Source organism: Pseudonocardia sp. ICBG1293 (assembly GCF_020131355.1).
Classification (GTDB): Bacteria; Actinomycetota; Actinomycetes; order Mycobacteriales; family Pseudonocardiaceae; genus Pseudonocardia.
The window spans coordinates 886,635-912,302 of sequence record NZ_JAHLEL010000038.1; the positions used below are offsets into that span (position 1 = coordinate 886,635).

The window sequence follows — 25,668 nt, forward strand, 5'->3', positions numbered from 1 at the left end:
ACCTGCCCCGGATCGGCGACTTCAACCAGGCGGTCGTGCTGGACGCGCTGCGGCGCGCCCGGCACGACCTGTCCCGGGCCGAGCTGTCCACGTCCACCGGGCTGTCCGCGCAGTCGATCACCAACATCGTCCGCAGGCTGGTCGACCGTGGACTGGTGCAGGAGCGGGAGCCGGTCGCCGCGCAGGGCCGCGGCCGCCCGCCCGCTTCGCTGCGGCTGGACCCGGCCGGCAGCTATGCCGTCGGGGTGCACGTCGACCCCACGGTGACCGCGGTCGTCCTGGTCGACCTCACCGCGGCTGTCGTGGCCGCCCGCCGCACCGTCGCCGCGTCGGCGACGACCCCGGACGAGCTGGTCGCCGCGGTCGCGGCCGCCGTGGCCGAGGTGACGGCCGGAGTGCCGCCGGACCGGGTGCTGGGGGTGGGCGTCGCGACGCCCGGCCCGGTGGACACCGGCGCGGGCGTCGTCGTCGGCGCGCCGCTGCTGCCCGGCTGGGACCGGGTCGCCCTGCGCGCCCTGGTCCGCGAGGCCACGGGACTGCCGGTGGTGATGCACAAGGACACCGCCGCGGCCGCCGTCGGCGAGCTGTGGCACGACCCCGACCCGGCCGATTTCGTCTTCCTCTACCTGGACACCGGGCTCGGGGCCGGGTTCGTGGTGGGCGGTGAGCTGCTGCCGGGCAGCACCGACAACGCCGGCGAGATCGGACACCTCGCCGTGGCCCCGGACGGGCCGCCGTGCCACTGCGGTCAGCCCGGCTGCGTCGGCCCTTCGGGGATGCCCCGCACCCTGGTGACCGAGGCGGCCGCGGCCGGGGTGCTCGACCCGCTGCCGCACGACGCCACGGACCGCCGGGTGGACGCCGCTTTCAGCACCCTGTGCGCGCGGGCCGCCGCCGACCCGGTCGCGCACGGCATCCTCGCCCGCAGCGCCGGGCGGATCGCGCGGGCCGCGGTGACCCTGTGCAACGTGCTGGACGTCGGGGCCGTCGTCCTCGGCGGACCGGCGTGGTCGCGGACCGCACCGGTGTTCCTGCCGATCGTGCGCGACGTCGTCACGGCCACCACCGAGGCCCGGCAGGTGCACGAGGTCGACGTGCGGGGCAGCGCCCTGGGCGACGACGCCGCGGTCGTCGGCGCCGCCTGTCTGGTCCTGGAGCACGCGTTCTCCGCGCGCCCGGCGACGCTGCTGATCCGCTGAGGCCGGGCCGGTCAGCCCTTCAGCCCGCCCGCGGCCGCGAACCCGGACCCGAGCCGGCGGCCCAGCAGCAGGTACAGCACCACCACCGGGGCGGAGTAGAGGATCGAGAAGGCGGCGAGCTGACCGTAGGCGACCTGGCCGTACTGCGAGGAGAAGGTGAACAGGCTGACCGCGGCGGGCAGCTTGTCCGGCGAGAGCAGCAGCATGAACGGGACGAAGAAGTTGCCCCAGGTCTGGACCAGCGTGAAGATCGCGACGACGGCGACGCCCGGACGCATCATGGGCAGCACGACCTCCCACAGCGTGCGCAGCATGCTGGCGCCGTCGACCCACGCGGCCTCCTCGATCTCGACCGGCACGCCGTCCATGAAGCCCGTGGTCAGGAAGATCGCGTACGGCAGCGCCGACGTCGCCAGGAACAGCACCGCCGCCGGCATCGAGTCGATGAGGTTCACCTGCACGAACAGCGCGTAGACCGGGATCATGATCGCGGTGATCGGCAGCCCGGTGGCGAACACGATCGTCAGCAGGAAGGGCCGGCTCGCCCGGCTGCGGTAGCGGGACAGCGGGTAGGCGGCGAGCACCGCGCACACCACGGTGACCAGTGTGGCGCCACCGCAGAGCACCACCGAGTTCCACATCGGGCGGAACGTGGTCTCGGTGTCGAGCACGGCGGCGTAGTTGTCCAGGGTCGGCGTCGCGGGCCACGCCACGGCGAGCGAGGCCTCCGCGTCGAACGAGGCCAGGACCACCCAGGCCAGCGGGATGCAGAAGAACGCCGCGATCGCGACCAGCACGACGTCGGCGGGGCGCGGTCCGCGCCGGCGCCGGGCGGGGTCCGGTGCGGGGGCCGGGACGGCGGAGCCGGCCGGCGGTGGACGGTGCGCGGTGGCGGTCATGCGTCCTCCGTGGCGAGCAGGCGCAGGTAGGCGAGCGAGGCGATCCCGCCGAGGACCAGCAGGAGCAGGGCCACCGCGGTGCCGTAGCCGAGCTGTCCGTAGGAGAAGGCCTGCTCGTACATGTGCAGCGGCAGCGTCTGGCTGGAGGTGCCGGGCCCGCCGCCGGTCATGACGTAGATCAGGCCGAACACCGACAGCGTCTGCAGGGTGATCAGCATCAGGTTCGTCGCCACGGCACGGCGGATCAGCGGCAGCGTCAGGGAGAAGAAGCGCTGCACGGGCCGGGCACCGTCGATCATCGCCGCCTCCTCGACCTCGCGCGGGATCTCGGCGAGTGCGGCGGTGTAGACGAGCATCGTGAAGGCCGTCCCGCGCCAGATGTTGGCGAAGGACACCGCGATGATCGGCCACGCGACGAGCAGCTCCTGCTCGGGCAGCCCGACCAGCCCGAGCAGGGCGTTCAGCGAGCCGTCCCCGGCGAGGAAGGTGTACCAGAGGTAGCCGACGACGACCTCGGGCAGGATCCACGCCCCGACCACGACCGCGCCGGTCACCGCGCCCACCGGTCGCGAGGCGTTGCGCATCAGCAGGGCCAGCGCCAGGCCGAGCAGGTTCTGCCCGATGATCGCCGACACCACGGTGAAGACCAGGGTGAGCCCGGCGGAGTTCCAGAACTCCGGCGAGGTGAGCGCGTCGGTGAAGTTGCCGAGCCCGACGAACGCGGTCGTGTCCGCGCCGTCCCCGCGCAGCGCCCGGTTGGTGAAGGCCAGGTAGACGCTGTAGAGGACCGGGCCGGCGAGGAACAGCACCAGCAGGACGACGGCCGGCACGATCGGCCCGCCCCGCAGCAGGCTGCGGCGCAGCGGCGCGGGACCGCGGGCGGTGGCCCGCCGCCCGGCGAGGGCGGTCACGGGCGCACCTCCGGTGCGGTCTGCTCGACGCCCACTATGTCGACGAGCGCGGCGTCGTAGGCGTCGGCCGCGGCCTCGGGACCCAGCTGCCCGGTCATGACGTCCTCGGTCGCCGCCTGGATCGCCGAGGAGATCTGCGGGTACGGCGCCGTCGCGGGCCGGTAGTCGGCGTGCGGGACGAGGTCGGTGAAGAAGGGGGCGGCGGGGGAGTAGCCGTCGTAGCCGGGGTGCTCCATCACGTCGCTGCGGTTGGCCAGCTTGGCCTCGGCGACGGTCCACCGCAGCGCGTTCTCGGTGGACATCAGCGTCTGCAGCAGCTCCCAGGCGAGGTCCGGGTCGGGGGCCAGCCGCGGCAGCGACCACGCCCAGCCCCCGGACAGGGTCACGAAACCCCGGCCCTGCCCGCGCCGGGTGGGCATCCGGGCCAGGTCCATCGTCTGCGACCACTCCGGCCAGGCGCCGGACGCGCCCGGGTCCCAGTTCTGGGCGATCCAGTTGCCGTCGACGACCATGCCGACCCTCCCCTCCGGCATCCACGACGTGTAGACGGTCTCGGTGAGGTTCGGGTCGAGCGCGGCCTGCAGCGGCGGGCCGAGGCCCTCCCCGAACACGGTGTGCAGGAACCCCAGCGCCTGGCGCATCCCGGCGGCACCGGTCGTCCACCGCCGGGAGGTCCGGTCGTAGAGGACCGAGTCGGTGCCGTTGAACAGCATCTGGAGTCCCTGCATGCTGGCCTTCTCGCCCTGCGCCTTGCCGGAGTAGAGGACGAGGGGCACGGCGTCGGGGACCCGGTCGCGGACCGCCCGCGCCGCGGTGAGCAGGTCGTCCCAGGTCCGGGGCCGGAACGGCGCCACGATCCCGGCGGCGGCCAGGACGCCGCGGTGGTACCAGATCCCGCGGGTGTCGGTCGGTCCCGGGATGCCGTAGACCTTCCCGTCCTCCCCGGTGACGGCGTCCTTGGCGACGTCGACGTAGGCGTCCCACAGCGGCCAGCGGGAGACGTAGTCGTCCAGCGGGCGCAGGTAGCCGGCGGCGATGTCGGCCTTGAGGATGAAGGTGTCCTCGTAGGCGATGTCCGGCGTGGTCCGCGCGGAGGCCATCATGAGCTCGTTCTTGGTGAAGAAGTCGTTCTCGGCCGCCACCAGCCCGACGACGTCCACCGAGGTGCCGGGACGCGCTGCCATGAACTCCGCGGCGGCGCCCTCGATGTAGTCACCGACCGCCCGGGCCGACCCCCACTGCTGGTAGGTCACCCGCAGCGCTCCCGGGGCCCGGGCCTCGGCGCCGCACGCGCCGAGCACCGGAGCGGCGAGCAGGGCACCGCCCGCGGCCAGGAGCGTGCGCCGGGAGAACCCGCCGGGGGGTGGTGGGGTCATCGGGCGGACCGTCCTTTCGCGTCGTTGCGAGGGCGGAGCAGGGGATCAGGTGCGGGTCAGGCGCACCGTGACGATCTGGAACGCGCGCAGGTCGAGCCGGAGGTCCCCGCCCAGCGCGCGCGGGGTGTCGAGGGTGCGTTCGAGCAGGTCGGTCTCGACGGCGCCGGCGCAGTCGAAGCCGGGCCGCAGCACCGCGCGGGCCCGGCCTCCGTGCGCCTCGTAGAGCCGCACGACCACGTCACCCGAGCCGTCGTCGGCGAGCTTGACCGCCTCGACCACGACGGCGCCGGTGCCGTCGTCGTCGACGGTCACGAGCGGCTCGACCGGGCCGGACCCGGTGACCTCGCGGGTGCCCAGCGCGACCCGGTAGCCCTCGCGGACCGCGTCGGGGATGTCGGTTCCCGGGGTGAGCGTGCACCGCAGGACGTGCTCGCCGGAGTCGGCCTGCGGGTCCGGGAACTGCGGGGCCCGCAGCAGCGACAGCCGCAGCAGCGTGGTCGTCCCCGCTGCGGTGCCGTCCGGCCCGGGCCGGGTGTCGCGGGTGATGTCGTGGCCGTAGGTGGCCTCGTTCGCGACGGTGACGCCGTAGCCGGGTTCACCGACGTGCACGAACCGGTGCGCACAGGTCTCGAACCGGGCCGCGTCCCACGAGGTGTTGGCGTGCAGCGGCCGGTGCAGGTGTCCGAACTGGATCTCCGAGGTCGCCCGCTCGGCGTGCACGTCGAGCGGGAACGCGAGCTTGAGGAGCTTCTGGCGCTCCTGCCAGTCCGCGTGCACCCGTACCTGCAGGGACCGGCCGCCGCGGTCGAGGGACCAGTCGGTGGTGATCGTGCTGTCCCCGACGGCGACGACGGTGCGCACCCCGCCCGGGACCGGCTCGACCGACGTGGCCCCCGGCAGCCCGGTCTCGACGCGGCGGTAGTGCCGGTCGACGTCCCAGGCGTCCCACTCGTTGGGGATGTCCTGGAACAGCTGCAGGCCCGCGGTGGCGCCGGGGGAGAGGACCGCCCGGCCGGCGTCGAGGTCGTCGAGGGCGTGCACCCGGCCGTCGTCGCCGACGAGCACCGACAGCCGCCCGTTCCCGATCCGGTGCCCGTCGCCGACGCGCTCGACGGTCACGTCCGGTCCGGCGGGTGTCGCGGCCGGGCCGATCCCCAGCGAGGGCACGCCGTGCAGGGCGTACGGACCGGCGTTGGCCCGCAGCACGACGTCCCCGTCCCCGGCCAGGGGGGCCAGCGCACCGTCGACGATCGTCTCCAGCTCGGCGGAGACGGCGGCGTGGTCGCGCTCGGCGTCGTGGTGCACCCAGGCGATGGAGCTGCCGGGCAGGATGTCGTGGAACTGCAGGAGCAGCACCTTCTGCCACAGCCGCCGGAGGTCGTCGGCAGGGTAGGGCACCCCGGTGCGCACGGTCGCGGTCGCGGCCCACAGCTCGGCCTCGCGCAGCAGGTGCTCGTTGCGCCGGTTGCCCTGCTTGGTGCGGGCCTGCGAGGTATAGGTGCCGCGGTGGTACTCCAGGTACAGCTCGCCCGACCAGACCGGCGGGTCCGGGTAGTCGGCCTCGGCCTCGGTGAAGAACTCCCGCGAGGTGCCGATCCGCACCCGCGGCGCGCCTTCCAGATCGGCCTGGCGGCGGGCCAGGGCGAGCATCTCCCGGGTGGGCCCGCCGCCGCCGTCGCCGTGCCCGAACGGCACGAGCGACACCCCGGCGCGGCCCTTCTCCCGGTACTGGCGCTGGGCACGGTCGAGCTCGTCGGCGGTCAGCTCGGAGTTGTAGGTGTCGACCGGAGGGAAGTGGGTGAACACCCGGCTGCCGTCGAGGCCCGCCCACAGGAACGTGTGGTGCGGCATCCGGTTGGTGTCGTTCCAGGAGATCTTCTGGGTGAGGAACCAGCGGGAGCCGGCCGCGCGGACCAGCTGCGGCAGCGCGGCGGTGTAGCCGAACGAGTCCGGCAGCCACCCCTCGAGCGGCTCCACACCGAACTCGTCGAGGAAGAACCGCTTGCCCTCCACCAGCTGGCGGGCCAGCGCCTCGCCGCCGGGCATGTTCGTGTCCGACTCCACCCACATGCCCCCGACCGGCACGAACGTCCCGGCGGCGACGGCGTCCCGGAGCCGGGCGTACAGCTCGGGGTAGGTGTCGCGCACCCACCGGTACTGCTGGGCCGAGGAGCAGGAGAAGCGCAGCCCGGGGTCGGCCTCGGCGAGGGTCAGCACGTTGGAGAAGGTGCGCGCGCACTTGCGGACGGTCTCCCGGGTCGGCCAGAGCCACGCCGAGTCGATGTGTGCGTGCCCGGTCGCGACGACCCGGTGTGCGCTGGCGTGCGCCGGTGCGGCGAGCGCCGGGGCGAGCCGCTCGCGGGCCCACCCGGCCGTCGTCGTGAGATCGCGCGGGTCGATCGCGTCCAGGGCGTCCTCGACCGCGGACACGATCAGCGCGTGCCGCGCGGTGTCGGGGTCGAGCCGGTCCAGCCAGCCCTGCAGCACCGTCAGGTCCTGGTCGAGCTCCCAGACGGTCTCGTCCAGCAGCGCCACGTCGACCCGGCGCAGGGTGTAGAGCGGCTCCGTGCCCGCGGTCGCGGGGTCCCCGAGCGGGGTCGGGACGAACCAGCCGTGCTCGGAGATGTGCGGGTTGGCGGCGGCCTCGACGAACAGGTCGACGGTCTGCCCGGTGACGGGCACCCAGGCGTTGCGCGGCTCGATGCCCTTGACGATGCGTCCGTCCGGGCTCCAGACGGTGCCCTCGGCCTGGAAGCCCGGGTTCGCGGTGCCGAACCCCAGGTCCACGACGGCCTCCACACGCGTCCCCGGCACGTCCCGCCAGTCCGCGGGCACGACGCCGGTGGCGCGGAACCACACGGTGCTCCACGGCCGTCCCCACGCCGAGAGGTGGCCACGGCCGACCGGGAACGGGGTGTAGGTCTGCGCGGCGGCCTCGGCGAACCCGACGGGCTCGCCCGGGGCCTCCCAGGCGGTGACCTCCAGCGGCCGGGCGTCCCGGTACCGGGACCGCGCCAGGTGCTCGGAGCGGAAGCGGCGCAGGCGGTCGACGACGAAGCGGGTCCGGTCGTGCACGAACTCTCCAGGCGGTGGGCGACGGTGCCACAGTTAGAGCGTCCGGCAGTAGAGGTGGCCGTGTGTCGGTGTTGGTAGAGACACGGACCTGCAAGTGATCATGGGATTGCTGATGTCCTGATGGTCGCCTGGAGGGTCCGTGCCTCTATTGCCAGAATCGCTGATCGACCCCCTCTGGGTCGAGTTCGCTGCCCTGATCGAGGCAGAGCGGCGCCCGGAGTTCGACCCGGCCCATCCGTGGGGATGTCACCGCCGCCGTATCCCCGACCGCCTGGTGTTCGAGCACGTGCTCGCGGCGTTGGTGCACGGCAGCGGCTACGAACGCATCGCCACCCCCGGCTGCTCGGACCGCACGATCCGCCGCCGTCTCGCCCAGTGGGCCGCCGCCGGCGTCGGGGAGCAGGTCCTTCGGGCCGCGCTGGCCGGCTATGACCAGATGATCGGTCTCGACCTCGACGATCTGTCTGCCGACGGAGCGATCACCAAGGCTCCCTGCGGTGGCGAGGTCGCCGGCTGTAACCCGGTCGACCGGGGCAAACAGGGCACCAAACGCTCCGTGGTCTGCGACGGTGCGGGGATCCCGCTGCACCTGATCAGCGCCCGCGCCAATGACCACGACTCGCCGTTGCTGAAACCGACCCTGATCGGGATCTACGACATGATCGGGCCGCTGCCCGAGCGACCGTGCCTGCACCTGGACCGGGGCTATGACTCAGGCAAGACCCGCGATCTGCTCGAACGACTCGGGTTCGACGCACAGATCGCCACCAAGGGCCGGCCCGCCCCGATCCAGGTCGGTAAGCGGTGGCCGGTCGAGCGCACCCATTCCTGGATGAACGGCTACGGCAAGCTGCGCCGGTTCACCGATCGCCGGAAGATCATCGTCGAGTTCTACCTCGACCTCGCCGCCGCGCTCACCGTGATCCGCCGGCTGATCAACCGTGCCCGCAGCCGCTACCGCTGGACAACCCGACCCACGACCCGTCGACTCCGATAACCATCAATCGCCGGGCGCTCTTAGAGGTCGCGCGGATTGGTCACAGCTTGGCCGCGGTCGAGTGTCTGGGGGCGAGGGCGGGTACGGGCCTGCCGATCATGAAGTTATCTACGCTTCGTGATCGTCTGGAGGCCGCGTGCCCACCCTGCCATCATGGCTGACCGAGCCGTTGTGGGACCAGTTCACCGCGCTGCTGCCTCATCGAGACGAGTTCGATCCCACCCATCCGCTGGGCTGCCATCGCCGCCGGATCGCGGATCGGATCGTGTTCGACAAGCTCCTGCAGGTACTGCGGTTCGGCTGCTCGTATGAGGGCATCGCTGACAGCACCTGCTCGGCGACCACCATCCGCGATCGTCGTGACGAGTGGATCAGGCTCGGGGTCTTCGCCCAGCTGCGTCGGATCGTCCTGGACGCCTACGACCGCATCGTCGGTCTGCTGCTGCACGACATCGCCGTCGATGGCGCCATCACCAAGGCCCCCGGCGGCGGCGAGGTCGCCGGTCCGTCGCCGGTGGACCGGCGCAAACAGGGTATGAAACGTTCGGTGCTCGTCGAGGGATACGGCATCCCGCTGGGCCGAGTCCTGGCCGGAGCCAACCGGCACGACTCCCCGCTACTGGGCCCCACCCTCGACCGCCTCGATGCTCTCGGCCCGCTGCCCGACGACATCACCGTGCACCTCGACGCCGGCTATGACTCCGGCAAGACCCGCGACACGCTGGCCGAACGAGGCCTGCACGGCGAGATCGCGCACAAGGGTGAGAAAGCGCCGATCCAGGCCACCCGCCGCTGGCACGTCGAGCGGACCAACGCTTGGCACAACAGCTTCAACCGGCTGCAGCGCTGCTACGAACGACGAGAAATCGTCGTCGACGCGTTCTTCGACCTCGCCGACACGATCGTCACACTCCGTAGCTTGATTCGGCAGGCCTGGACCACACACCGCTGGAACGCCCGACCTGCACGACGTCCATGATCACCAACCAATCCGCGCGACCTCTTAGTAAAAACGATGGAAGAATTGATCACAAGGGTGCCGTCGCCGGGCGGTGCGCGGGGCGACCGCGGCTCCGGGGCGTCTCAGATGGCGCTGGCGCCGCCGCCGGTCGGCGGCTGGATGCGCACGACCCGGTCGTCCGTGGCGCCGGGGGCGCCGCCGTCGCGGTTCACCGTCCCCAGCCACAGCAGGCCGTCCGGGGCGAGGGTGACCGGGCCGATCCGGCCGTAGGTGCCCTCCAGTACCGGCTTCGGGTCGCCGGTGAAGGTGCCCTCCGGGCCCGGGTTGAGCACGAACAGCGCCTTCCCGGTGCTCTGGGCGACGACGACCGCACCGGGCAGGACCGTGCACCCGGCGACGCCGGGACGGTCCGGCCAGGTCCAGGCCGGCGCGCCGAGCGCGCCCGGGGCGACGCGGTGGAGCACGTCGCGCCCGGCCGTGCGGTCGGTGACCCAGATGGTCCGTGCCGCCGGGTCGACGCACACCCCGCCCGGCGCGGTGAGCCCGCGGGCCAGCACCGGAGAGGCGCGGTCGGGGTTGCCCGGGGCCGGGCGGCCCAGGGTGTCGATCCGCAGCACCGCCCCGGCGAGCGGTCCCGCCCCCGCAGGGGTGGCGACCAGCAGCGACGACCCGTCGGCGTCGGCGGCCAGCGACCCGCCCGGCGGCAGCCCCTCGAGCACCGGCTTGGGCGCCTCGCCGGGCGCGATCCGCCAGACCCGGCCCTCGGACAGGGCGTACAGCAGCCGGTCCTCCGCGTAGCCGGGGGACAGGACCAGCCCGGTCAGCCCGCCCGCCGGGTCGACCGGCACCGTCGCGACCGGCTGCGGGGTGGCGCCCCGGCGGACCTCCAGCACCCGCCCGGTCCGGCGCTCGGCGACGAGGGCGCGGTCGCCCTGCGGGAGTACCGCGACCGCCCCGACCGGTCCGAGGCACGCGGCCACGACCTGCGGATCCGGGTCGACGCAGGGCTGTGGGTCGGCCGCGGGTCCCTGCTGCTGCGGGGACGGGGCCGGGCTCGACGGCGGTGGCTGCTCCTCGGGGGCGACCCGGGGCGGTCCGCCGAGCTCGCCCTCGCCCTCGGCCTGGGGCCGCCACTCGCGGGAGCCGGTGTCGGGGAAGGTGGCACAGCCGCTCAGCAGCACGACGAGTGTCGCGACGATCAGCAGCAGCCGGGCGGTCACGGGGAGCCAGGCTAGGCCCCACGAGGTGAGTGCCCGGTGAGTACGGTCGGTCGTCATGAGCAGCCCCGTGACCGTCCTGGTGCCGCACGCCGTCGGAGCCGAGATCCTGTCCGATGTGGACGGGCTCGTCCCGGTCGTCTACGACCCGGAGGGGCCGATGCCCGGCGAGGCGGCCCACGCCCGCGCGCTGGTCGCGCCGTTCCTCGCCGGTTCCGACGTGGTCGGGATCATCGAGCAGGTCCCGGACCTGGAGCTGGTGCAGCTGCTCACCGCCGGGGCCGAGACGTGGATCGGGCGGCTGCCCGAGGGCGTCGCCCTGTCCGACGGTCGCGGCGCGCACGGTGGGGCCACCGCCGAGTGGGTGGTGTCGGTGGTGCTCGCCGTCTACCGCCACCTGGACCGGTTCGTGCGTGCCCAGGACCGCGGGGAGTGGGACTACCACCAGACCGAGGAGCTGGCCGGCAAGAAGATCCTGATCGTCGGCGCGGGGGACGTCGGCCAGAAGACCCGCGCCCGCCTGGAACCGTTCGAGGTGGAGACGACGCTGGTCGGGCGGACGGCCCGCGACGGTGTCCACGGGTGGGAGGAGCTGCCCGACCTGCTGCCGCAGCACGACGCGACGGTCCTCATCGTCCCGCTGACCGACGAGACCCGTGGCCTGGTCGACGCCGAGTTCCTCGCCGCCATGCCCGACGGGTCGCTGCTGGTCAACGGTGCCCGCGGTCCGGTGGTCGACACCGACGCGCTCCTCGCCGAGTTGACCTCGGGGCGCATCCGGGCCGCCGTCGACGTCACCGACCCCGAGCCGCTGCCGCCGGGGCACCCGCTCTGGTCGGCACCCGGCCTCCTCCTGACCCCGCACGTCGGGGGGACCGTGCCGATGGCGATGCGCCGGGCCTACGGCGTCGCGGCCGAGCAGCTGGCCGCGTTCGTCCGGGGCGAGGAGCCCCCGAACCTGGTGACCGGGGCGTACTGAGGGGAACCGCTCGTGCCCCCGAGGGCAGGGTCGGCGACGGTGGAAAGGACCGCTCGCAGAATCCGGTAAAAACACCGGAGTCCGGCTGGTAAGCGAATTCCGGCCTGCGACGGAAGCGCTTGCGTGGTTTCGGACGTAATCGTACGTTCGGGCCGCGTTTCACCGGCTGACACAGCACCGATCGTGCCTGTGCCGCTCTCGGGGAGGTTCTGCGTGATGATCCGGACCACTCGCCCGCCGTGCTCGACGAGGAACCGTCGGAGACCTGCCCTGTGCCGGGCACTGTGAGCCGGGCGCCGTCGCTCACCGACGGCGACGCCGCCCGGGACGCCACGGGAGCCCGTGGTCTCGTCCGTTCCGCGCTCGCCGAGCGTCGTCCGGACACCGGGGCCCGGTTCGACGAGATGACCCGCTACGCGTTGCTCGCACCGGGCAAGCTCCTCCGGCCGCTCATGCTCCTCACGGCGGCGGAGGCCGTCGGCGGTCGGCGTGAGGACGTGCTCCCCGCCGCCGCGGCGGTCGAGCACCTGCACGTCGCGTCCCTGGTGCACGACGACATCATCGACAACGACGACCTGCGTCGTGGCCGGCCGTCGGTGCACGCCCGCTACGGCGTCCCGGACGCGATCGTGACCGGTGACGCGCTGCTGTTCGACGTGTTCGCCGTCGTCGCCGAGTGCTCGGCCCCGCCCGAGGCCGTCGTCACGGCGGTCGCCGAGCTGGCCCGTGCCGGGAGCGACCTGTGTCGCGGACAGGTCCAGGAGTCCCAGCTCGTCGCGCCGGGGCCCGGCCGTCCGGGAAGCACCCTGGCCGACTACCTCGAGGTGGCCGCGCTCAAGACCGGCGCCCTGTTCCGGGGGGCCTGCCGGGCGGGTGCCGCGCTCGGCGGCGGGACCCCCGGGCAGGTCGACCTGCTCGGGGACTACGGACACCACACCGGGATCGCGTTCCAGCTGTTCGACGACCTGCTGCCCTACCTCGACGACGCGTCGGTCACGGGCAAGCCGGCGACCAGCGACGCCGCCAACCTCCGGCCCACCTGGCCGGTCCTGCTGGCGCACCGGGACGGTGACCCCGGTGTGCGCCGGAGGGTGGAGACCGCCCTGTCCGGGGCCCTCGGCCCGGCCGAGGCGCACGGGATGCTCCGCTCGGCGGTGACCGCGCCGGGGATCTGGGACGCGGCGCGCGGCGGCGCACGGGACCAGGCCGACCGGGCCGTGGCCCGCCTCGGGGAGCTCCCCGGGGACGAGGCGGCGGGCCGGCTCGCCGGGATCGCCGCGATCGCTGTCGACCGTGACCGCTGACGGGCGCACCCTGCGCGCCGACGCCCGTGCGGCTCCGCGGTGGGGCGGGGGGACCTGGCAGGCGCACTGGGAGACCTGGCGGCCGTACACCACCTGGCACCCGGCGTTGCTGGGGCTGGCCGGGGCGCTGGTGGCGGGTGGCCGCTCCCCGGGCGCGCTCGCCGTCGCGGTGCTGGCCCCGGTGCTCGGCTGGCTGGCCGGGCACTACCTCGGTGACTACTTCGACCGTGACCTGGACGCGATCGCCAAGCCGCACCGCCCCATCCCGTCCGGCAGGCTCACCCCCCGGGCCGCGCTCACCTGCGGCATCGCCTGCGTCGCCGGCTCGCTGGTGCTGACGACCGTGGCGAACTGGCGGACGCTGCCGGTGTTCGCCTGCGCGATCGTCGGGATCATCACCTACAGCAGGCTGTTCAAGCAGCGGGGGCTGGCCGGCAACCTCAACCGCGGCGTGCTGTCCGCGCTCGCGATGGTGGTGGGCGCGATGGCCGTCGCTCCGTGGCCCCCCTGGGCGTTGCTGCCCGCCGCGCTGGGCTTCGCCCTGCACGACACCGCGTCCAACCTCATCGGGACGGTGCGCGACGTCGACGGCGACCGCGCGGGCGGCTACCGGTCGGTGCCGGTCCGGCACGGCACGTCGACGGCGGTCCGGGCGGCCGCCGCGCTCTGGCTGGCGGCGATGGTCGCGGTCGGGGTGGGCGCCGCCGTCGCGGACCGGCCCGCGGCCCAGCTCGGCGGGCTGGCGCTGGCGGTGCTCGTCGGCGGGGGCGCCTTCGTCGTGGTGCGTCCCGGCACGGTGACACCGCGTCGCGCGCTGCTCTCCCACGAGGTGCTGGTCGCCGAGCGGCTGCTGCTCGCGGGCGCCGTCGTCGCGGGTGCCGCGGGCCCGCTCGTCGCCGAGGCGGTCGTGCTGCCCGCGGTCGTCACATCGCTGGTCATGCAGGCCCGGATGCGGGCCCGGCACGAGTTCCCGGCCGACGCCGGGAACGGAGAGGACACACCATGACACCGGCCCACGCCGGGACCGGCCGGCTCGCCGACGAGGTGTCGGAGGCGATCGCGGGAGGGGCCGAGGCACTGCTGCGGTCGCGCCGTGCGGACGGCGTGTTCGACTACGGCGCCGCGAGCCTGCGGTCCACACTCGCCACGGCGGGTGCCATCACCGCGCTGCACTTCGCCGATCCCGGCGGCGCCGCCGACCTGATCGCCGCCGGGGCCGACCGCCTGCGCCGCACCCGGACCGAGGACGGTGGCTGGGCGATGGTGCCCGGTCTGCCCGCGGAGCCGGGCCCGACCGCCGTGTCGGCCGCCGCGCTGCACCTCGTCGACCCGGCCGGGTCCGCCGAACAGGTCGCGGCCGGGCGGCGGTGGATGGAGCGCTACGGCGGCCTCGAGGCGATCCCGCACCCGGAGGTCGTGCTCTGGTGCCGGCAGTTCTACGGGTTCGTCGGCTGGATCGCCCCGGCCGACATGCGCCGGTTCCCGCTGGAGCTGGCGTTGCTGCCCGGCCTCTACCGGCGGCTGTTCGACCTGCGGCTGCCGATGGCCTCGGCACTGGGGCTCGCCCAGACCCGACACCGCCCGCTGACCCGGGTGCAGCGCACGCTGTCCCGGCTGGCCGAGCCGAACGCGCTGCGCGTGATCCGCCAGGCCTACGAGCACGAGGGGTCCGCCGGATCCTGGTCCGAGGACGCCTGGGTGACCGGCCTGGTCTGCACCGGGCTGGCCCGCGCCGGCCTCGGCCAGGACATGGTGGACGCCGCCGTCGGCTGGCTGCGCCGGTCCATGCACCCGGACGGCTCGTGGGCCACGACCCCGCTGGACGCGGCCTGGACGATGTACGCGGTGCGCGGCCTGGTCGAGGCCGGCTACGGCACCGACGAGCGCCTGGTCGCCTCCCGGGAAGCGCTGCTGGGCCTGCAACAGCACAGGCCCTTCCTCGCCTTCGGCTGCCCGCCCGGCTTCTGGGGCTGGACCGCGGGGCGCGGCTGGCCCGCGGTGCTCGAGACGGGCGAGATCGTGTCGGTGCTCAGCAGGCTCCCCGGCACCGCGCAGGACGCCGCCGTGGCCGAGGGGGTCGGGTGGCTCACCGACCGGCAGGACTCCCGCGGCTCCTGGGGTCTGTGCGTGCGCAACACCAGGGTCGCCAACAGCGGACCCTGCCCGATGACGACCGCGCAGGCGGTGGACGCCCTGCTCGACGCGGGGGTGCCGGCCGACGACCGGCGGGTCCGCCGCGCGCTGCGCTGGCTGGGCCGGGCCCAGCTGCCCGGCGGCGGCTTCGAGTCGGTCTGGTACCGGGAGCACACGATGGGCACCGCCGCGGTGCTGGAGACCTTCGCCCGCTGCGGCCGCGGCGGGGACGGCCCCGCGGTCCGGGCCCGGACCCTGCTGGCGGGCACCCGCAACACCGACGGCTCCTGGGGCGACGGCCACGGTGCCCCCGGCACCGTGGAGGAGACCGGCTGGGCGGTCGCGGCGCTGCTCGCCGCGGGTGCGGCCCCGGCCGAGGTGGAACCGGGCGTGCGGTGGCTGCTGGACGCCCGCCTGCCGGACGGCGGCTGGCCCGCCGAGCCCGTGCACGAGTACGTCCGCCGGGTCAGCCGCTACGCCAACCCGGGGTTCACCCACGGGATGGCCCTGCGCGCGCTCAGCCGCTACCGGGAGGCCCTGACGTGAACCACGGCCACGAGAACGGCCATGACGCCGGCCACGACGCCGGCCACGACATCGTGGGCTCCGCCGGGCGCGACACCGACTACGACGCGGTGGTGTGCGGCGCGGGGGTGGCCGGTCTGGCCGCGGCCTGTGCGCTGGGCAGGCTCGGGCACCGGGTCCTGGTGCTGGAGAAGCGGCCGGAGCCGCAGCAGGTCGCCAAGGGCGAGGTGCTGCAGCCGGGATCCCTGGGGATCCTGCGGGAGTGGGGCGTGGCGGACCGGCTGGAGGCGGCGGGTGCGCTGCGGCTGGAGCACCTGGTCGCCCGCGCCGCCGACGGGACGCCCCGGATGCGGCTGGACTACGGGCACCTGCCCACCCCGCAGCCCTGGCTGCTGGCCCACGACTACCCGACGATCCTGCAGGCGCTCGGCGACTCCCTGCCCCCGGGCGTCGAGGTACGGCGCGGGGCGCTGGTCGAGGGACTGGTCCGGTCCGGTGACCGGGTCACCGGCGTCCGGTGCGACGGCACCGCGATCACGGCCGCGCTGGTCGTCGCGGCCGACGGCATCTCCTCGCGGCTGCGGCGCGAGGCCGGGCTGACCGCACCCCGCCGCGACTACCCGCACCGGCTCGCCGCCTTCGAGCTGGCGGGCACCGTCCCGCCGGACTTCTCCGCCTACGTGACCGACGGCGGGCTGCGGCTGCGGTACCCGCTCCCGGGCGGGCGGGTGCGGTTGTACGTCCAGGTCGCCGCGGACGAGCTGCGGGGTCTCGGTCCGGACGGGCTGCGTGCCTGGAGCGACCGGGTGCTGCGCGGCTGCCCCGGGCTGGACCCGGTGGCCGAGGCGTTCCGCGCGGGCGTCGCCGACCGTCAGGTGCTGCCGGTGTCGCGGGCGCTCGCCCCGGCGCTGACCGTGCCGGGGCTGGCCCTGGTCGGGGAGAGCGGACACCTGGTGCACCCGATGGCGGCGCAGGGCATGAACAGCTCGATCGCCGACGCCCACACCCTGGCCGCGGTGCTCCGGCAGGGCGGCTCGCTGCAGGCCGGGGTCGTCGACCACGCGTTGCGCCGGTTCGACACCGCCCGTCGCCACGACCTGCACCACATCGGCCGGACCAGCCACAACGCCGCCCGGATGATCACCGGCCGGTCCTGGATCGGGGACCGGGCGCTGACCGGGACCGGTGCCAACGACCGGATCCGGCACGAGGTCATGCACACCATGTCGGGGCTCGGGATCCGGCGCCTGAGCCCGGTGGACCGCCTGCACCAGATCTGGGTGCTCCCCGACCCGCGGGCCGCCCGGCTGCCCGGCGGGGCCCGGACGGTCCGCGGATCGGGTGCGGCGGCCCGATGACCTCACGCCCTGGCGTACTCCAGCACGACCAGACCGTTCGCGCCGTCCCGGCGGCCCCGGGCGACCAGGCCGGCGTCGGCCGCGAGGACGTCGAACGCCTCCGGCGCCCGCTCCCGCCCGCCCAGCAGGGTCAGCGACTGCAGGTCGAACGACGCGTTGTTCTTCGCGTGCTCCTCCCCGGCCAGCACCTCGACCACCAGCACCCGGCCGTCGGGCGCGACGGCCTCGGCGCAGCGGCGCAGGATCCGGACGGCGTCCTCGTCGGGCCAGTCGGTGAGCACCCGGGAGACCATCAGCACGTCGTAGCCGGTGGGCAGCGGCTCCAGGAAGCTGCCGCCGACGAAGCGGGCCCGCTCGCCCAGCCCGGCCCCGGACAGGAACTCCTCGGCCTCCGGGGCGACCTCCGGCAGGTCGAGCACCGCGCCGTGCAGGTGCGGGTGGGCGGACAGGACGGCGTGGAGCAGCGCCCCGGTGCCGCCGCCCACGTCGAGCACCGTGGAGACCGGCGCCCAGTCGTGTCCGGCGGCGACCTCGGGGCCGGTCTGCCAGGCGAAGCCGGCCATCGTCGCGCCGAAGAACAGGCGCAGGCGCTCGTCGGCGCGGTAGTCCGCCCAGAACTCACGGCCGTGCACCGCGGGGTAGGCCGAGCGGCCGGTGCGGACCGCGTGCAGCATCCCGCCGTAGGCGAGGTCCATCCGCAGGCCGGGGCCGTCGGCGTCGAGCCAGGCGCGCAGCAGCGCGTTGCGGTCGTCCAGCAACGCCTCGGAGACCGGCGTCAGCGCGTACCGGCCCGGAGCGGACTCGGCGAACAGCCCGGCCGAGACGAGATGACGGAGCAGCCGCACGAGGGCGTCGGGGTCGGCACCGCAGGCATCGGCGAGCTCGCCGACGCCGGTGTGACCGTCCCGGACCAGCTCCGGCAGCCGCAGGGCGACCGCGGTCCGCACCGCGAACGGGGTCGCCAGATCGACGAGTGCGGCGAGAGCGGCAGTGCCGTCCTGTGTGGTCGGACTGGTCACGGAATTCCTTTCGACGAACGGGAGGGGCAGTCGGCCCGGCACTGACGATGGCAGTTCGGAGCGGATTCCGACAAGGGTCCGTGACAATTCGACACAGCATTTCCCGACCGATTCCGCCGACGCGGTACGGCGGTCGAACAATGTGTACGGAAAGGTTGTCCAGATGGTTTCGCTCGACGTCCGTCCGGTGTCCGGGGCGCTGGGGGCCGAGGTGCGTGGGCTCGCGCTCGCCGACGTGGACGACGAGGTGTTCGCGGACCTGCACCGGCTCCTGCTCGACCACCTCGTGCTGTTCCTGCCCGACAACGCCGGTCTCGGACCGGCCGACCACGAGGCGTTCGGCAGGCGGCTGGGACCGCTGGAGGTCCACCCGTTCCTGCCGAAGCTGGACGGGCACGACGAGATCGTCGTCCTCGACTCCGACCAGGGGGCGAAGGCCGACGTCTGGCACACCGACGTCACGTTCTCCCCGACCCCGCCGATCGCGTCGGTGCTGCAGATCGTGCAGGGCCCCGAGGTCGGTGGCGACACCATGTGGAGCAACCAGTACCTGGCCTACGAGGCGCTGTCCGCCCCGCTGCGGGAGCTGCTCGACGGGCTCACCGCGCTGCACGTCTTCGAGCACCCGAACGGCTCCTACCGCAGCGAGGCCGAGCACCCCGTCGTCCGGGTGCACCCGGACACGGGGCGGCGCTCGCTGTACGTCAACCGGATGTTCACCCGGCGCATCCCGCAGCTGACCCCGGGGGAGAGCACCGCGTTGCTGACCCACCTGTTCGACGTCGCGGAGAGCCCGCAGCGGGTCTGCCGCCACCGCTGGACCGAGGGCGGGGTCGCGATCTGGGACAACCGGGCCACCCAGCACTACGCCGTGAACGACTACAGCGGCCGCCGGGTCGGCCGCCGGGTCACCGTGCTCGGCGACCACCCGCAGGGCGAGCCCGCGCGCTGGCCGCACCACCGGGCCGCCGGGATGAGCGCGACGGCCGTCAAGGACTGACCGGCACGGCCCGACCGGCACCGACCGGCACCGCAGCAGGGGAGACCGACATGAGCGAAACCACCACGACCGGCGCCGGATCCGAGGAGTTCCTCGAGACCTACTGGCGTGACCCGCACACCGCACTGGCCGGGGCCCGCCGGGACCACCCGGTCCGCGAGGTCACCTTCGAGACCGGCTCGACCTGGCTGGTCACCCGCTACGCCGACGTCCGGGCCGGGCTGGTCGACGAGCGCCTCGCCAAGGACTGGCGGGCCTCGCTCCCGCCCGCCGAGCGCGCCGCGGCGCCACCGGGGCTGCCCGCCCCGATGTCGCACATGCTGACCTCGCTCGACCCGCCGGAGCACACCCGGCTGCGCCGGCTGGTGACCCAGGCGTTCACCGCCCGGCGGATCGCGGCGCTGCGGCCGCGGGTCGAGAAGCTGGCCCACGACCTGCTCGACGCGCTGCCGGTCGACGAGCCGGTCGACCTGGTCGCCCGGTACGCGATCCCGTTGCCCATGGAGGTCATCTGCGAGCTCATCGGGGTGCCGGACCTGGACCGCGAGGACTTCGCGCACTGGTCGACGGTGCTCATCGACGAGTGCCCCGAGCCGGAGCTGATCCGGGCGTCGAACCAGATGGCCGACTACCTCGGCGGCCTGGTCGCCGCGCGCCGCCGCGACCCCGACGACGCGTTGCTCTCCGGGCTGATCGCGGCCTCGGAGGACGGTGAGCAGCTCTCCGACATCGAGATCGTCGCGATGGCGATGCTGCTGCTCATGGCCGGGCACGAGACGACGGCGGTGTTCGTGACGAACAGCGTCCGGGTGCTGCTGGGCGAGCCGGACGCGCTGGGCAGGCTCGCCTCGCCGGAGACCGCGCCCGCGCTGGTCGAGGAGCTGCTGCGGTGGGCGTCGCCGGCGCTCAACGCCTCGCTGCGCTTCGCCACCGAGGACATGGAGATCGGCGGGACGGCGATCCCGCGCGGCGCCTCGGTGACCCTGTCCACCGGGGCCGCCAACCGCGACCCGGACCGGTTCGAGGACCCGACGCGGCTCGACCCCGACCGCGACACCAGCGGGCACATCGCGTTCGGCCACGGCATCCACCGTTGCCTCGGCGCGGCGCTGGTCCGGCTGGAGGCCGACGTGGCGCTCACCGCGCTGTTCGGCCGGTTCCCGCAGCTGCGGGCCACCGCACCGGAGGACGAGCTGACCTTCCGGCGCAGCGTGCACGTCCACGCCCCGCGCACCTTCCCGGTGCTGCTGGGCCCCACCCCCGACCAGGAACAGGAGCCACGACCGTGACCCCCGTCGTGCACCAGCTGTCCTTCAACGAGAACCACTGGCCGGTCCTGCCCGGGGTGCGCGAGGCGCTGACCGGGTCGCTGGACACGATCGGCCACACCCTCGACGCGCTGTCCGAGGGCCTCACCGCCGAGCTCGCCCGGCGGCTCGGGGTGCCCGCGACCCGGGTCGTCGCGGGCGCGGGCTCGGGGGCGCTGCTCCAGCAGTTCCTCGCCGCGCACTGCACCCCCGGCACGACGGTCGTGCACACCGCGCCGTCGTTCGCGATGTACCCGCTGCTGATCCGCAACACCGGCGCGACCGCCGTCGCCGTGCCGGACGGCCCCGGCGGCAGCGACCTCGCCGCGGTGGCGAAGGCGGTCACCGACGACACCCGCGTCGTGGTGCTCTGCAACCCGGACAACCCCACCGGCGAGGTGCTGGGCACCGCGGCGGTGCGGCAGCTGCTCGACGACCTGCCCCCGCACGTGCTGCTGCTCGGCGGCGAGGCCTACCGCGAGTTCGCCGACCCGGACGCGGTCGCCGACGTGCTCGGCCTGGCGGCCCACGACGACCGGGTCGCCGTGGTCCGCACCTTCTCCAAGTCGCACGGGCTGCTGGGCCTGCGGGTGGGCTACCTGGTCGCCGCGGAGCACGTCACCGCGCCGATCCGGCCCAGCACGCTGTTCTACCGGGTGCCGACGCCCGGTCAGGCGGCCGCGCTGGCCGCCATGGACGCCGAGGACCGGATGCGCGAGCAGTGCCGTGCGGTGGCGGCCGAGCGCGACCGGGTCCGCGACGGGCTGCTGGCGCTCGGCTTCGACGTGCCGCCCAGCGGCGGCAACTTCGTGTGGGTCCGCCTCGGCGGGCGCAGCCGGGCGTTCGTGGAGCACCTCGCCGCGGCCGGGATCGCCGTCCGCGACCAGGACGGGCTCGGGGTGCGGGTCAGCACCGGCCTCCCGCCGGCCAACGACGCGGTCCTCGCCGCGGCCGCCGGCTTCGACCCCGCTCCGGACGGGACCGCCCCGTGACCGGCGGCCCGGCCACCCGGCAGGAGACGACCGCACCGGCCTCCCGGACGTCGCGGCTGTTCATGCCGTTCTACCTGCTCGCGTTCGCCGGGCTGATGGCGACGACGGCCACCCCGGTGGCGGTGACGCTGGCCCTGCGCGCCCAGCAGCTCTACGGCGAGGAGAAGACCGCCGTCCTGGCCACCACCCTGGCGATCGGCACGGTGTTCGCCTCGGTCGCGCAGCCGCTGGGCGGCTGGCTCAGCGACCGCACCGTCTCCCGCTGGGGCCGTCGCCGTCCGTGGCTGGTGCTGGGTCTGCTGGGCGGGGTCGCGGGCCTGCTGGTGATCGCGCTGGTCCCGGAGCGCTGGGGGATGGTCCTCGGCTGGTCGATCGCGTCGCTGTTCCTCAACCTGGCGTTCTCGGCGCTGTTCGCGGTACTCGCCGACCAGGTCCCGCCGGATCGGCGCGGCCGGGTCTCCGGCTGGATCGGGGTCGCCCTGCAGGCCGGGCTGAGCGCAGGCACCTGGGGCGCGGTCTGGCTGGGGAACCAGCCCGTCGCGCTGTTCCTGGGCCCCGCCGCGTTCGCGGTGCTGACGACCGCGGCGCTGCTCGTCGTGCTGCCCGACCGGTCGGCCGTACCCGGGACACGCGCCGCGGTCGCGCGCGTCCCGTGGCGCGAGCGCGTCGCCCGGCTGGCGCACTACCGCGACTTCGGGTTCGTCTGGGCCGGCCGGTTCCTGCTGCTGACCGGCTACTACATCTTCTTCAACTTCCAGCTCTACACCCTGACCGACCACCTGGGCGTGACGATCGCGGTGGCGACCTCGGTGGTGGCGCTGAACAGCACGCTCAGTGCGGTGCTGAAGCTCGTGGTGTCACCGCTGGCCGGCTGGCTGTCCGACCGGCTCGGCAGGCGCCGGGTGCTGGTGGGCTGCTCGGCGGCGCTGTTCGCGGTGTCGATGCTGCTGATCGCGCTGGCGCAGGACGTCACGACGTTCGTGCTGGGCGCCTCGGTCGGGTTCGTGGCCTACGGCATCTTCCTGGCGGTCGACCTCGCGCTGGCGACCGAGGTGCTGCCGGAGGGCGACACCCACGGCGGGTTCGGGCTGGGGCTGTACAACGTCGCGGGGACGGTCTCGCAGTCACTCGCACCGGTGGTCGCCGTCTCCGTGCTGGCCGCCTCCGGCAACAGCTACCCGCTGCTGTACACGGTCGCCGCGGGGCTGGTGGCGGCGGCCGTCGTGACGGTGATGTTCGTCCGGTCGGTGCGCTGAGCCGACCCCGCGCCATCCGGGCCGCGCGGCACCCGGGGCCGCCGCCGTCGTCCCGGTAGGGTCCGGCGCCATGAGTGGGCCCACGCAGCACTACGACTGGGGCGGCATCTCCGGTACCGAACCGCCGGAGCCGACCCGGCCGGAACGCCTGCCGGTGCCCGCGCACCTGTCCTCGGACATCGGCCTGCTCGTGCTGCGGGTGGTCGTCGGGGCGTGCTTCGCCGCGGCCGGGGCGCGCACGCTGTTCGGCGTCGCGGGCGGGATCGGTCTCGACGCGAGTGCCGCCGCGCTCGCCGGGGCCGGGTTCGTCGCGTTCGCCGGTCCGCTGGCCTGGGTGCTCGCCGTCGGCCAGCTGGTGCTCGGGGTGCTGCTCGTGCTGGGTCTGCTCACGCCGTTCGCCGCGGCCGGGCTGCTCGCCGTGAAGATCAGTGCCGTGGTGGTGGCCCTGGTGCCGGTGCTCGACGTGCCGCTGTTCGCCTCCGACGGTGCGAACTCCCTGGAGCTGGACCTGCTGCTCGGCGCCGGGGCCGCGGCTTTGGTGTTCGCCGGGGCGGGCCGGATCGCGATCGACGCCGGACGCACCTACCAGCGCCGCCCGCTGCCGTGGGCGGTGCTGTCGCTGCTGGTCGGGGTCGCGGTGGCGTTGCTGGTCCTGTTCGTGCTGCGCCGGTGACCGCGCCCGGCGACCCGTGGCTGCGTCCGCTGTCCCGGCGCCGCCGTCGCGACCTCGCGGTGCGCGCGCGGACCCCGCTGGCCGGCGGGTACGCCTCCGGCGGGGCCGAGCGGATCGACCTCGACGACGGCACCGCGGTCGTCCTCAAGCGGGCCTCGGCAGCGGAGGTCGCGGCCCTGCGGGCGGTCGCCGTGGTCACCGGGCCGGTACGCGTGCCGCGCCTGCTGGTGCCCGGCGACGGCTGGGTGCTGCTCGACCACGAGCCCGGTGGTCCGCTCGCGCCCGGCGAGCCGGTGCCCGACGAGGTCTGGGTGACCCTGGCCCGCACGCACGCGCACTGGCGCCGGAACCGGCCCCGCGGCGTCCCCCTGGTCGACGACGCCTGGTGGGCGGGCCGGTGCGCGCAGGCGGCGGAGCGGTTGGGCGCGGCCGCGGAGCGGTACGACGCGACCGCCGATGCCGGCGCTGCCGGGGTGTGCCGTGCGGCCGCCCGCACCGTCGGCGGCTGGGCGGCCGACGACCGGGCCACGACCGCGCTGCGCGTGCTGCCGCGCACGGTGTGCCACGGTGACGCGCACCGCGGCAACGTGCACCTCGGTCCCGGTGGGGCGGTGCTGCTGGACTGGGGCAACGCCCGGGTCGCGCCGGGGTCGCTCGACGTCGTCGTGCTCACGGCGCCGCCCGCCGACGGTCCCGCCGACGCGCCGTCGTCGCCGGTGCCCGGGCTCTACCGGGACACCCTGCACGCCGCGCTCGGCGCGCCCGACCCGCCGGCGATGGTCGCCGTGGAGACGGCGTGGGCCCGGGTGCAGGCACACGTGCAGTACCTGCCGTTCGCCGCCGACCACCAGGGCCCCGAGCGGGTCGACTCGATGGTCCGGGTCGCCGCCGGGGCCCTCGACGAGCTGCGCGACCTTCCGGCCGCGGTCCGCCGCGGCTGACCCGGTACCCCCCGAGTGGCACACCACGGCCGCGACGACCGGCCGTCGACGACCCCGACGTGCCACTCGGGACGGGGCGCGGCTCAGCCCCGGGGCTTCGCCGTGCGACGCAGCCGGGTGTTGACGAACTCGCCCATGCCCCAGCGGCCCAGCTCGCGGCCGAATCCGGAACGCTTGACCCCGCCGAAGGGCAGCCCGGGCAGCGTGGTGCCGTGCTCGTTGATGTAGGCCATGCCCACCTCGAGCCGGTCGGCGATGTCCTGCGCCCGCTCCAGGTCGCCGCTCCACACCGAACCGCTGAGCCCGTAGCTCACGTCGTTGGCCAGGGTGACGGCGTCGTCGACCGAGTCGACCCCGTAGACCACGGCGACCGGCCCGAAGATCTCCTCGGAGTAGGCGTCCATGTCCTTCGTGACGCCGGTCAGCACGGCCGGGCGCATGAACGCCCCGTCGCCGTCGACCGCCTCGCCACCGGTGTGCAGGGTGGCCCCCTGCTCCACGGCGCGGCGAACCTGCGCGACGACGCCGTCGCGCGCCGTGACCGAGGACAGCGGGCCGAGCCGGGTGGCGGAGTCGGTCGGGTCGCCGTGCTCGGTCGCCTCGAACGTCGAGACCAGCGCCGACACGAACTCCTCGACCCTGTCCGAGGGCACGATCATCCGCTTCGGGGAGTTGCAGGCCTGGCCGGCGTTCATCAGACGGGCCCGGCCGGCGACCTTCGCGGTGCGGGCGACGTCGGCGTCGTCGAGGACGATGAACGCGTCCGACCCGCCCAGCTCCAGCACGGCCTTCTTCAGGTTGCGTCCCGCGGTCTCGGCGACCGAGGCCCCGGCGCGCTCGCTGCCGGTCAGCGAGATGCCCTGGATCCGCGGGTCGGCGATCATGTCGGCGATCTGCTCGTTGGTCGCGAAGACGTTGACGTAGACGTCGGCCGGGACGCCCGCGGTGTGGAAGATCTCGGCCATCACCTCGGCCGAGGCCGCACAGATCGGGGCGTGCTTCAGGACGATCGTGTTGCCGACGACCAGGTTCGGCGCCACGAACCGGGCCACCTGGTAGTAGGGGAAGTTCCACGGCATCACGCCGACGAGCGGGCCGATCGGCTCGGTCTGCACGACCGACTCCTGCGCGCCCTGCGGGTCGAGGGTCTCCCGGGTCAGCAGGTCCGGGCCGTGCTCGGCGTACCACCGGTAGATCGACGCGGCCAGCGCGACCTCGCCTGCGGCCTCCTTGAGGGGCTTGCCCATCTCGGTCGCGATCAGCGTGGCCAGCTCGTCGCTGCGGGCCTCGTAGGCCTCGGCCACCCGGACCAGGATCTGTGCCCGGTCGGCGGCGGGGGTCGCGCGCCAGCCGGGGTAGGCCCCGGTGACCCGGTCCAGGACGTCGGAGACCGCCGCGTCGTCGAGCTCGGGGAACGTCCTCTCGGTCCGGCCGGTGGCGGGGTTCGTCGTCACGTAGGCGCTCATGGGTTCCTTCCGGGTTGCGGTGGGCGCGGATCGTGTCGTGCGCCCACCGACGGGATGTCCGGTCCGGGGGGACCGGGAAA

21 protein-coding genes are annotated in these 25,668 nt (G+C 74.5%); 14 read left to right on the top strand and 7 right to left on the bottom strand.

What is annotated here, in order from left to right:
- The first annotated feature begins 35 nt into the window (after nt 1-35).
- Nucleotides 36-1,199: an ROK family transcriptional regulator gene (locus KPF47_RS17885; RefSeq protein ID WP_224389872.1), complete on the top strand. Its 1,164-nt coding sequence runs from the start codon at nt 36-38 to the stop codon at nt 1,197-1,199.
- Nucleotides 1,200-1,210: 11 nt separating this feature from the next.
- On the opposite strand, the gene KPF47_RS17890 is transcribed toward KPF47_RS17885, so the two are convergent.
- Genes KPF47_RS17890 through KPF47_RS17905 form a run of 4 tightly spaced genes read right to left on the bottom strand, consistent with a single transcriptional unit; the run spans nt 1,211 to nt 7,460 of the window.
- A complete protein-coding gene (locus KPF47_RS17890; protein ID WP_224389873.1) occupies nt 1,211-2,098 on the bottom strand; it encodes a carbohydrate ABC transporter permease in 888 nt (295 codons plus the stop codon).
- Nucleotides 2,095-3,009, bottom strand: a complete 915-nt coding sequence (locus KPF47_RS17895; protein WP_224389874.1) for a carbohydrate ABC transporter permease — start codon at nt 3,007-3,009, stop codon at nt 2,095-2,097. Before KPF47_RS17895 ends, KPF47_RS17890 begins: the two co-directional genes overlap by 4 nt.
- Entirely contained in the window at nt 3,006-4,385 is a 1,380-nt protein-coding gene (locus KPF47_RS17900) for an extracellular solute-binding protein (RefSeq protein WP_224389875.1), read from the bottom strand. The genes KPF47_RS17895 and KPF47_RS17900 overlap by 4 nt, the downstream gene beginning before the upstream one ends.
- Before the next feature lie 45 nt (nt 4,386-4,430).
- Nucleotides 4,431-7,460 (bottom strand): glycoside hydrolase family 38 C-terminal domain-containing protein, encoded by a 3,030-nt coding sequence (locus KPF47_RS17905; protein WP_224389876.1) that lies wholly within the window; start codon nt 7,458-7,460, stop codon nt 4,431-4,433.
- Nucleotides 7,461-7,599: 139 nt separating this feature from the next.
- Here KPF47_RS17905 and KPF47_RS17910 point away from each other — a divergent pair, with 139 nt between their 5' ends.
- Together KPF47_RS17910 and KPF47_RS17915 are read left to right on the top strand one after the other, a co-directional pair.
- Nucleotides 7,600-8,457: an IS5 family transposase gene (locus KPF47_RS17910; RefSeq protein ID WP_224389877.1), complete on the top strand. Its 858-nt coding sequence runs from the start codon at nt 7,600-7,602 to the stop codon at nt 8,455-8,457.
- Between the two features lie 136 nt (nt 8,458-8,593).
- Nucleotides 8,594-9,436, top strand: a complete 843-nt coding sequence (locus KPF47_RS17915) for an IS5 family transposase (protein WP_224386276.1) — start codon at nt 8,594-8,596, stop codon at nt 9,434-9,436.
- 104 nt (nt 9,437-9,540) lie between these two features.
- On the opposite strand, the gene KPF47_RS17920 is transcribed toward KPF47_RS17915, so the two are convergent.
- Nucleotides 9,541-10,638 carry a sorbosone dehydrogenase family protein gene (locus KPF47_RS17920; RefSeq protein WP_224389878.1) on the bottom strand — a complete coding sequence of 366 codons (1,098 nt, stop codon included), beginning with the start codon at nt 10,636-10,638 and terminating at the stop codon, nt 9,541-9,543.
- A gap of 55 nt (nt 10,639-10,693) precedes the next feature.
- Here KPF47_RS17920 and KPF47_RS17925 point away from each other — a divergent pair, with 55 nt between their 5' ends.
- From KPF47_RS17925 to KPF47_RS17945, 5 genes are all read left to right on the top strand, one after another.
- Nucleotides 10,694-11,614: a 2-hydroxyacid dehydrogenase gene (locus KPF47_RS17925; protein ID WP_224389879.1), complete on the top strand. Its 921-nt coding sequence runs from the start codon at nt 10,694-10,696 to the stop codon at nt 11,612-11,614.
- 284 nt (nt 11,615-11,898) lie between these two features.
- On the top strand, nt 11,899-12,918 hold the full coding sequence (locus KPF47_RS17930; protein ID WP_224389880.1) for a polyprenyl synthetase family protein: 1,020 nt from the start codon (nt 11,899-11,901) through the stop codon (nt 12,916-12,918).
- Nucleotides 12,908-13,924, top strand: coding sequence for a UbiA family prenyltransferase (locus tag KPF47_RS17935; protein WP_224389881.1), 1,017 nt, complete (start codon nt 12,908-12,910; stop codon nt 13,922-13,924). The genes KPF47_RS17930 and KPF47_RS17935 overlap by 11 nt, the downstream gene beginning before the upstream one ends.
- Complete coding sequence (locus KPF47_RS17940; protein ID WP_224389882.1) at nt 13,921-15,597, top strand: prenyltransferase/squalene oxidase repeat-containing protein; 1,677 nt, start codon at nt 13,921-13,923, stop codon at nt 15,595-15,597. Before KPF47_RS17935 ends, KPF47_RS17940 begins: the two co-directional genes overlap by 4 nt.
- Entirely contained in the window at nt 15,594-16,934 is a 1,341-nt protein-coding gene (locus KPF47_RS17945; protein ID WP_224389883.1) for an NAD(P)/FAD-dependent oxidoreductase, read from the top strand. The genes KPF47_RS17940 and KPF47_RS17945 overlap by 4 nt, the downstream gene beginning before the upstream one ends.
- Nucleotides 16,935-16,936: 2 nt before the next feature.
- Here the strand turns inward: KPF47_RS17945 and KPF47_RS17950 are convergent, their stop codons facing one another.
- On the bottom strand, nt 16,937-17,953 hold the full coding sequence (locus KPF47_RS17950) for a methyltransferase (RefSeq protein ID WP_224389884.1): 1,017 nt from the start codon (nt 17,951-17,953) through the stop codon (nt 16,937-16,939).
- 163 nt (nt 17,954-18,116) lie between these two features.
- On the opposite strand from KPF47_RS17950, the gene KPF47_RS17955 reads away from it, so the two are divergent.
- The 6 genes from KPF47_RS17955 (at nt 18,117) to KPF47_RS17980 (ending at nt 24,122) form a co-directional block, all read left to right on the top strand.
- Nucleotides 18,117-18,953, top strand: a complete 837-nt coding sequence (locus KPF47_RS17955) for a TauD/TfdA family dioxygenase (protein ID WP_224389885.1) — start codon at nt 18,117-18,119, stop codon at nt 18,951-18,953.
- A 50-nt stretch (nt 18,954-19,003) separates the two neighbouring features.
- Nucleotides 19,004-20,242: a cytochrome P450 gene (locus tag KPF47_RS17960; protein ID WP_224389886.1), complete on the top strand. Its 1,239-nt coding sequence runs from the start codon at nt 19,004-19,006 to the stop codon at nt 20,240-20,242.
- Nucleotides 20,239-21,252 (top strand): aminotransferase class I/II-fold pyridoxal phosphate-dependent enzyme, encoded by a 1,014-nt coding sequence (locus KPF47_RS17965; RefSeq protein ID WP_224389887.1) that lies wholly within the window; start codon nt 20,239-20,241, stop codon nt 21,250-21,252. The genes KPF47_RS17960 and KPF47_RS17965 overlap by 4 nt, the downstream gene beginning before the upstream one ends.
- On the top strand, nt 21,249-22,508 hold the full coding sequence (locus KPF47_RS17970) for an MFS transporter (RefSeq protein WP_224389888.1): 1,260 nt from the start codon (nt 21,249-21,251) through the stop codon (nt 22,506-22,508). The genes KPF47_RS17965 and KPF47_RS17970 overlap by 4 nt, the downstream gene beginning before the upstream one ends.
- A gap of 70 nt (nt 22,509-22,578) precedes the next feature.
- Entirely contained in the window at nt 22,579-23,181 is a 603-nt protein-coding gene (locus KPF47_RS17975) for a DoxX family membrane protein (RefSeq protein WP_224389889.1), read from the top strand.
- Nucleotides 23,178-24,122 (top strand): phosphotransferase, encoded by a 945-nt coding sequence (locus KPF47_RS17980; protein WP_224389890.1) that lies wholly within the window; start codon nt 23,178-23,180, stop codon nt 24,120-24,122. Before KPF47_RS17975 ends, KPF47_RS17980 begins: the two co-directional genes overlap by 4 nt.
- Before the next feature lie 83 nt (nt 24,123-24,205).
- Here the strand turns inward: KPF47_RS17980 and KPF47_RS17985 are convergent, their stop codons facing one another.
- Nucleotides 24,206-25,588: an NAD-dependent succinate-semialdehyde dehydrogenase gene (locus KPF47_RS17985; protein ID WP_224389891.1), complete on the bottom strand. Its 1,383-nt coding sequence runs from the start codon at nt 25,586-25,588 to the stop codon at nt 24,206-24,208.
- Nucleotides 25,589-25,668: the final 80 nt, after the last annotated feature.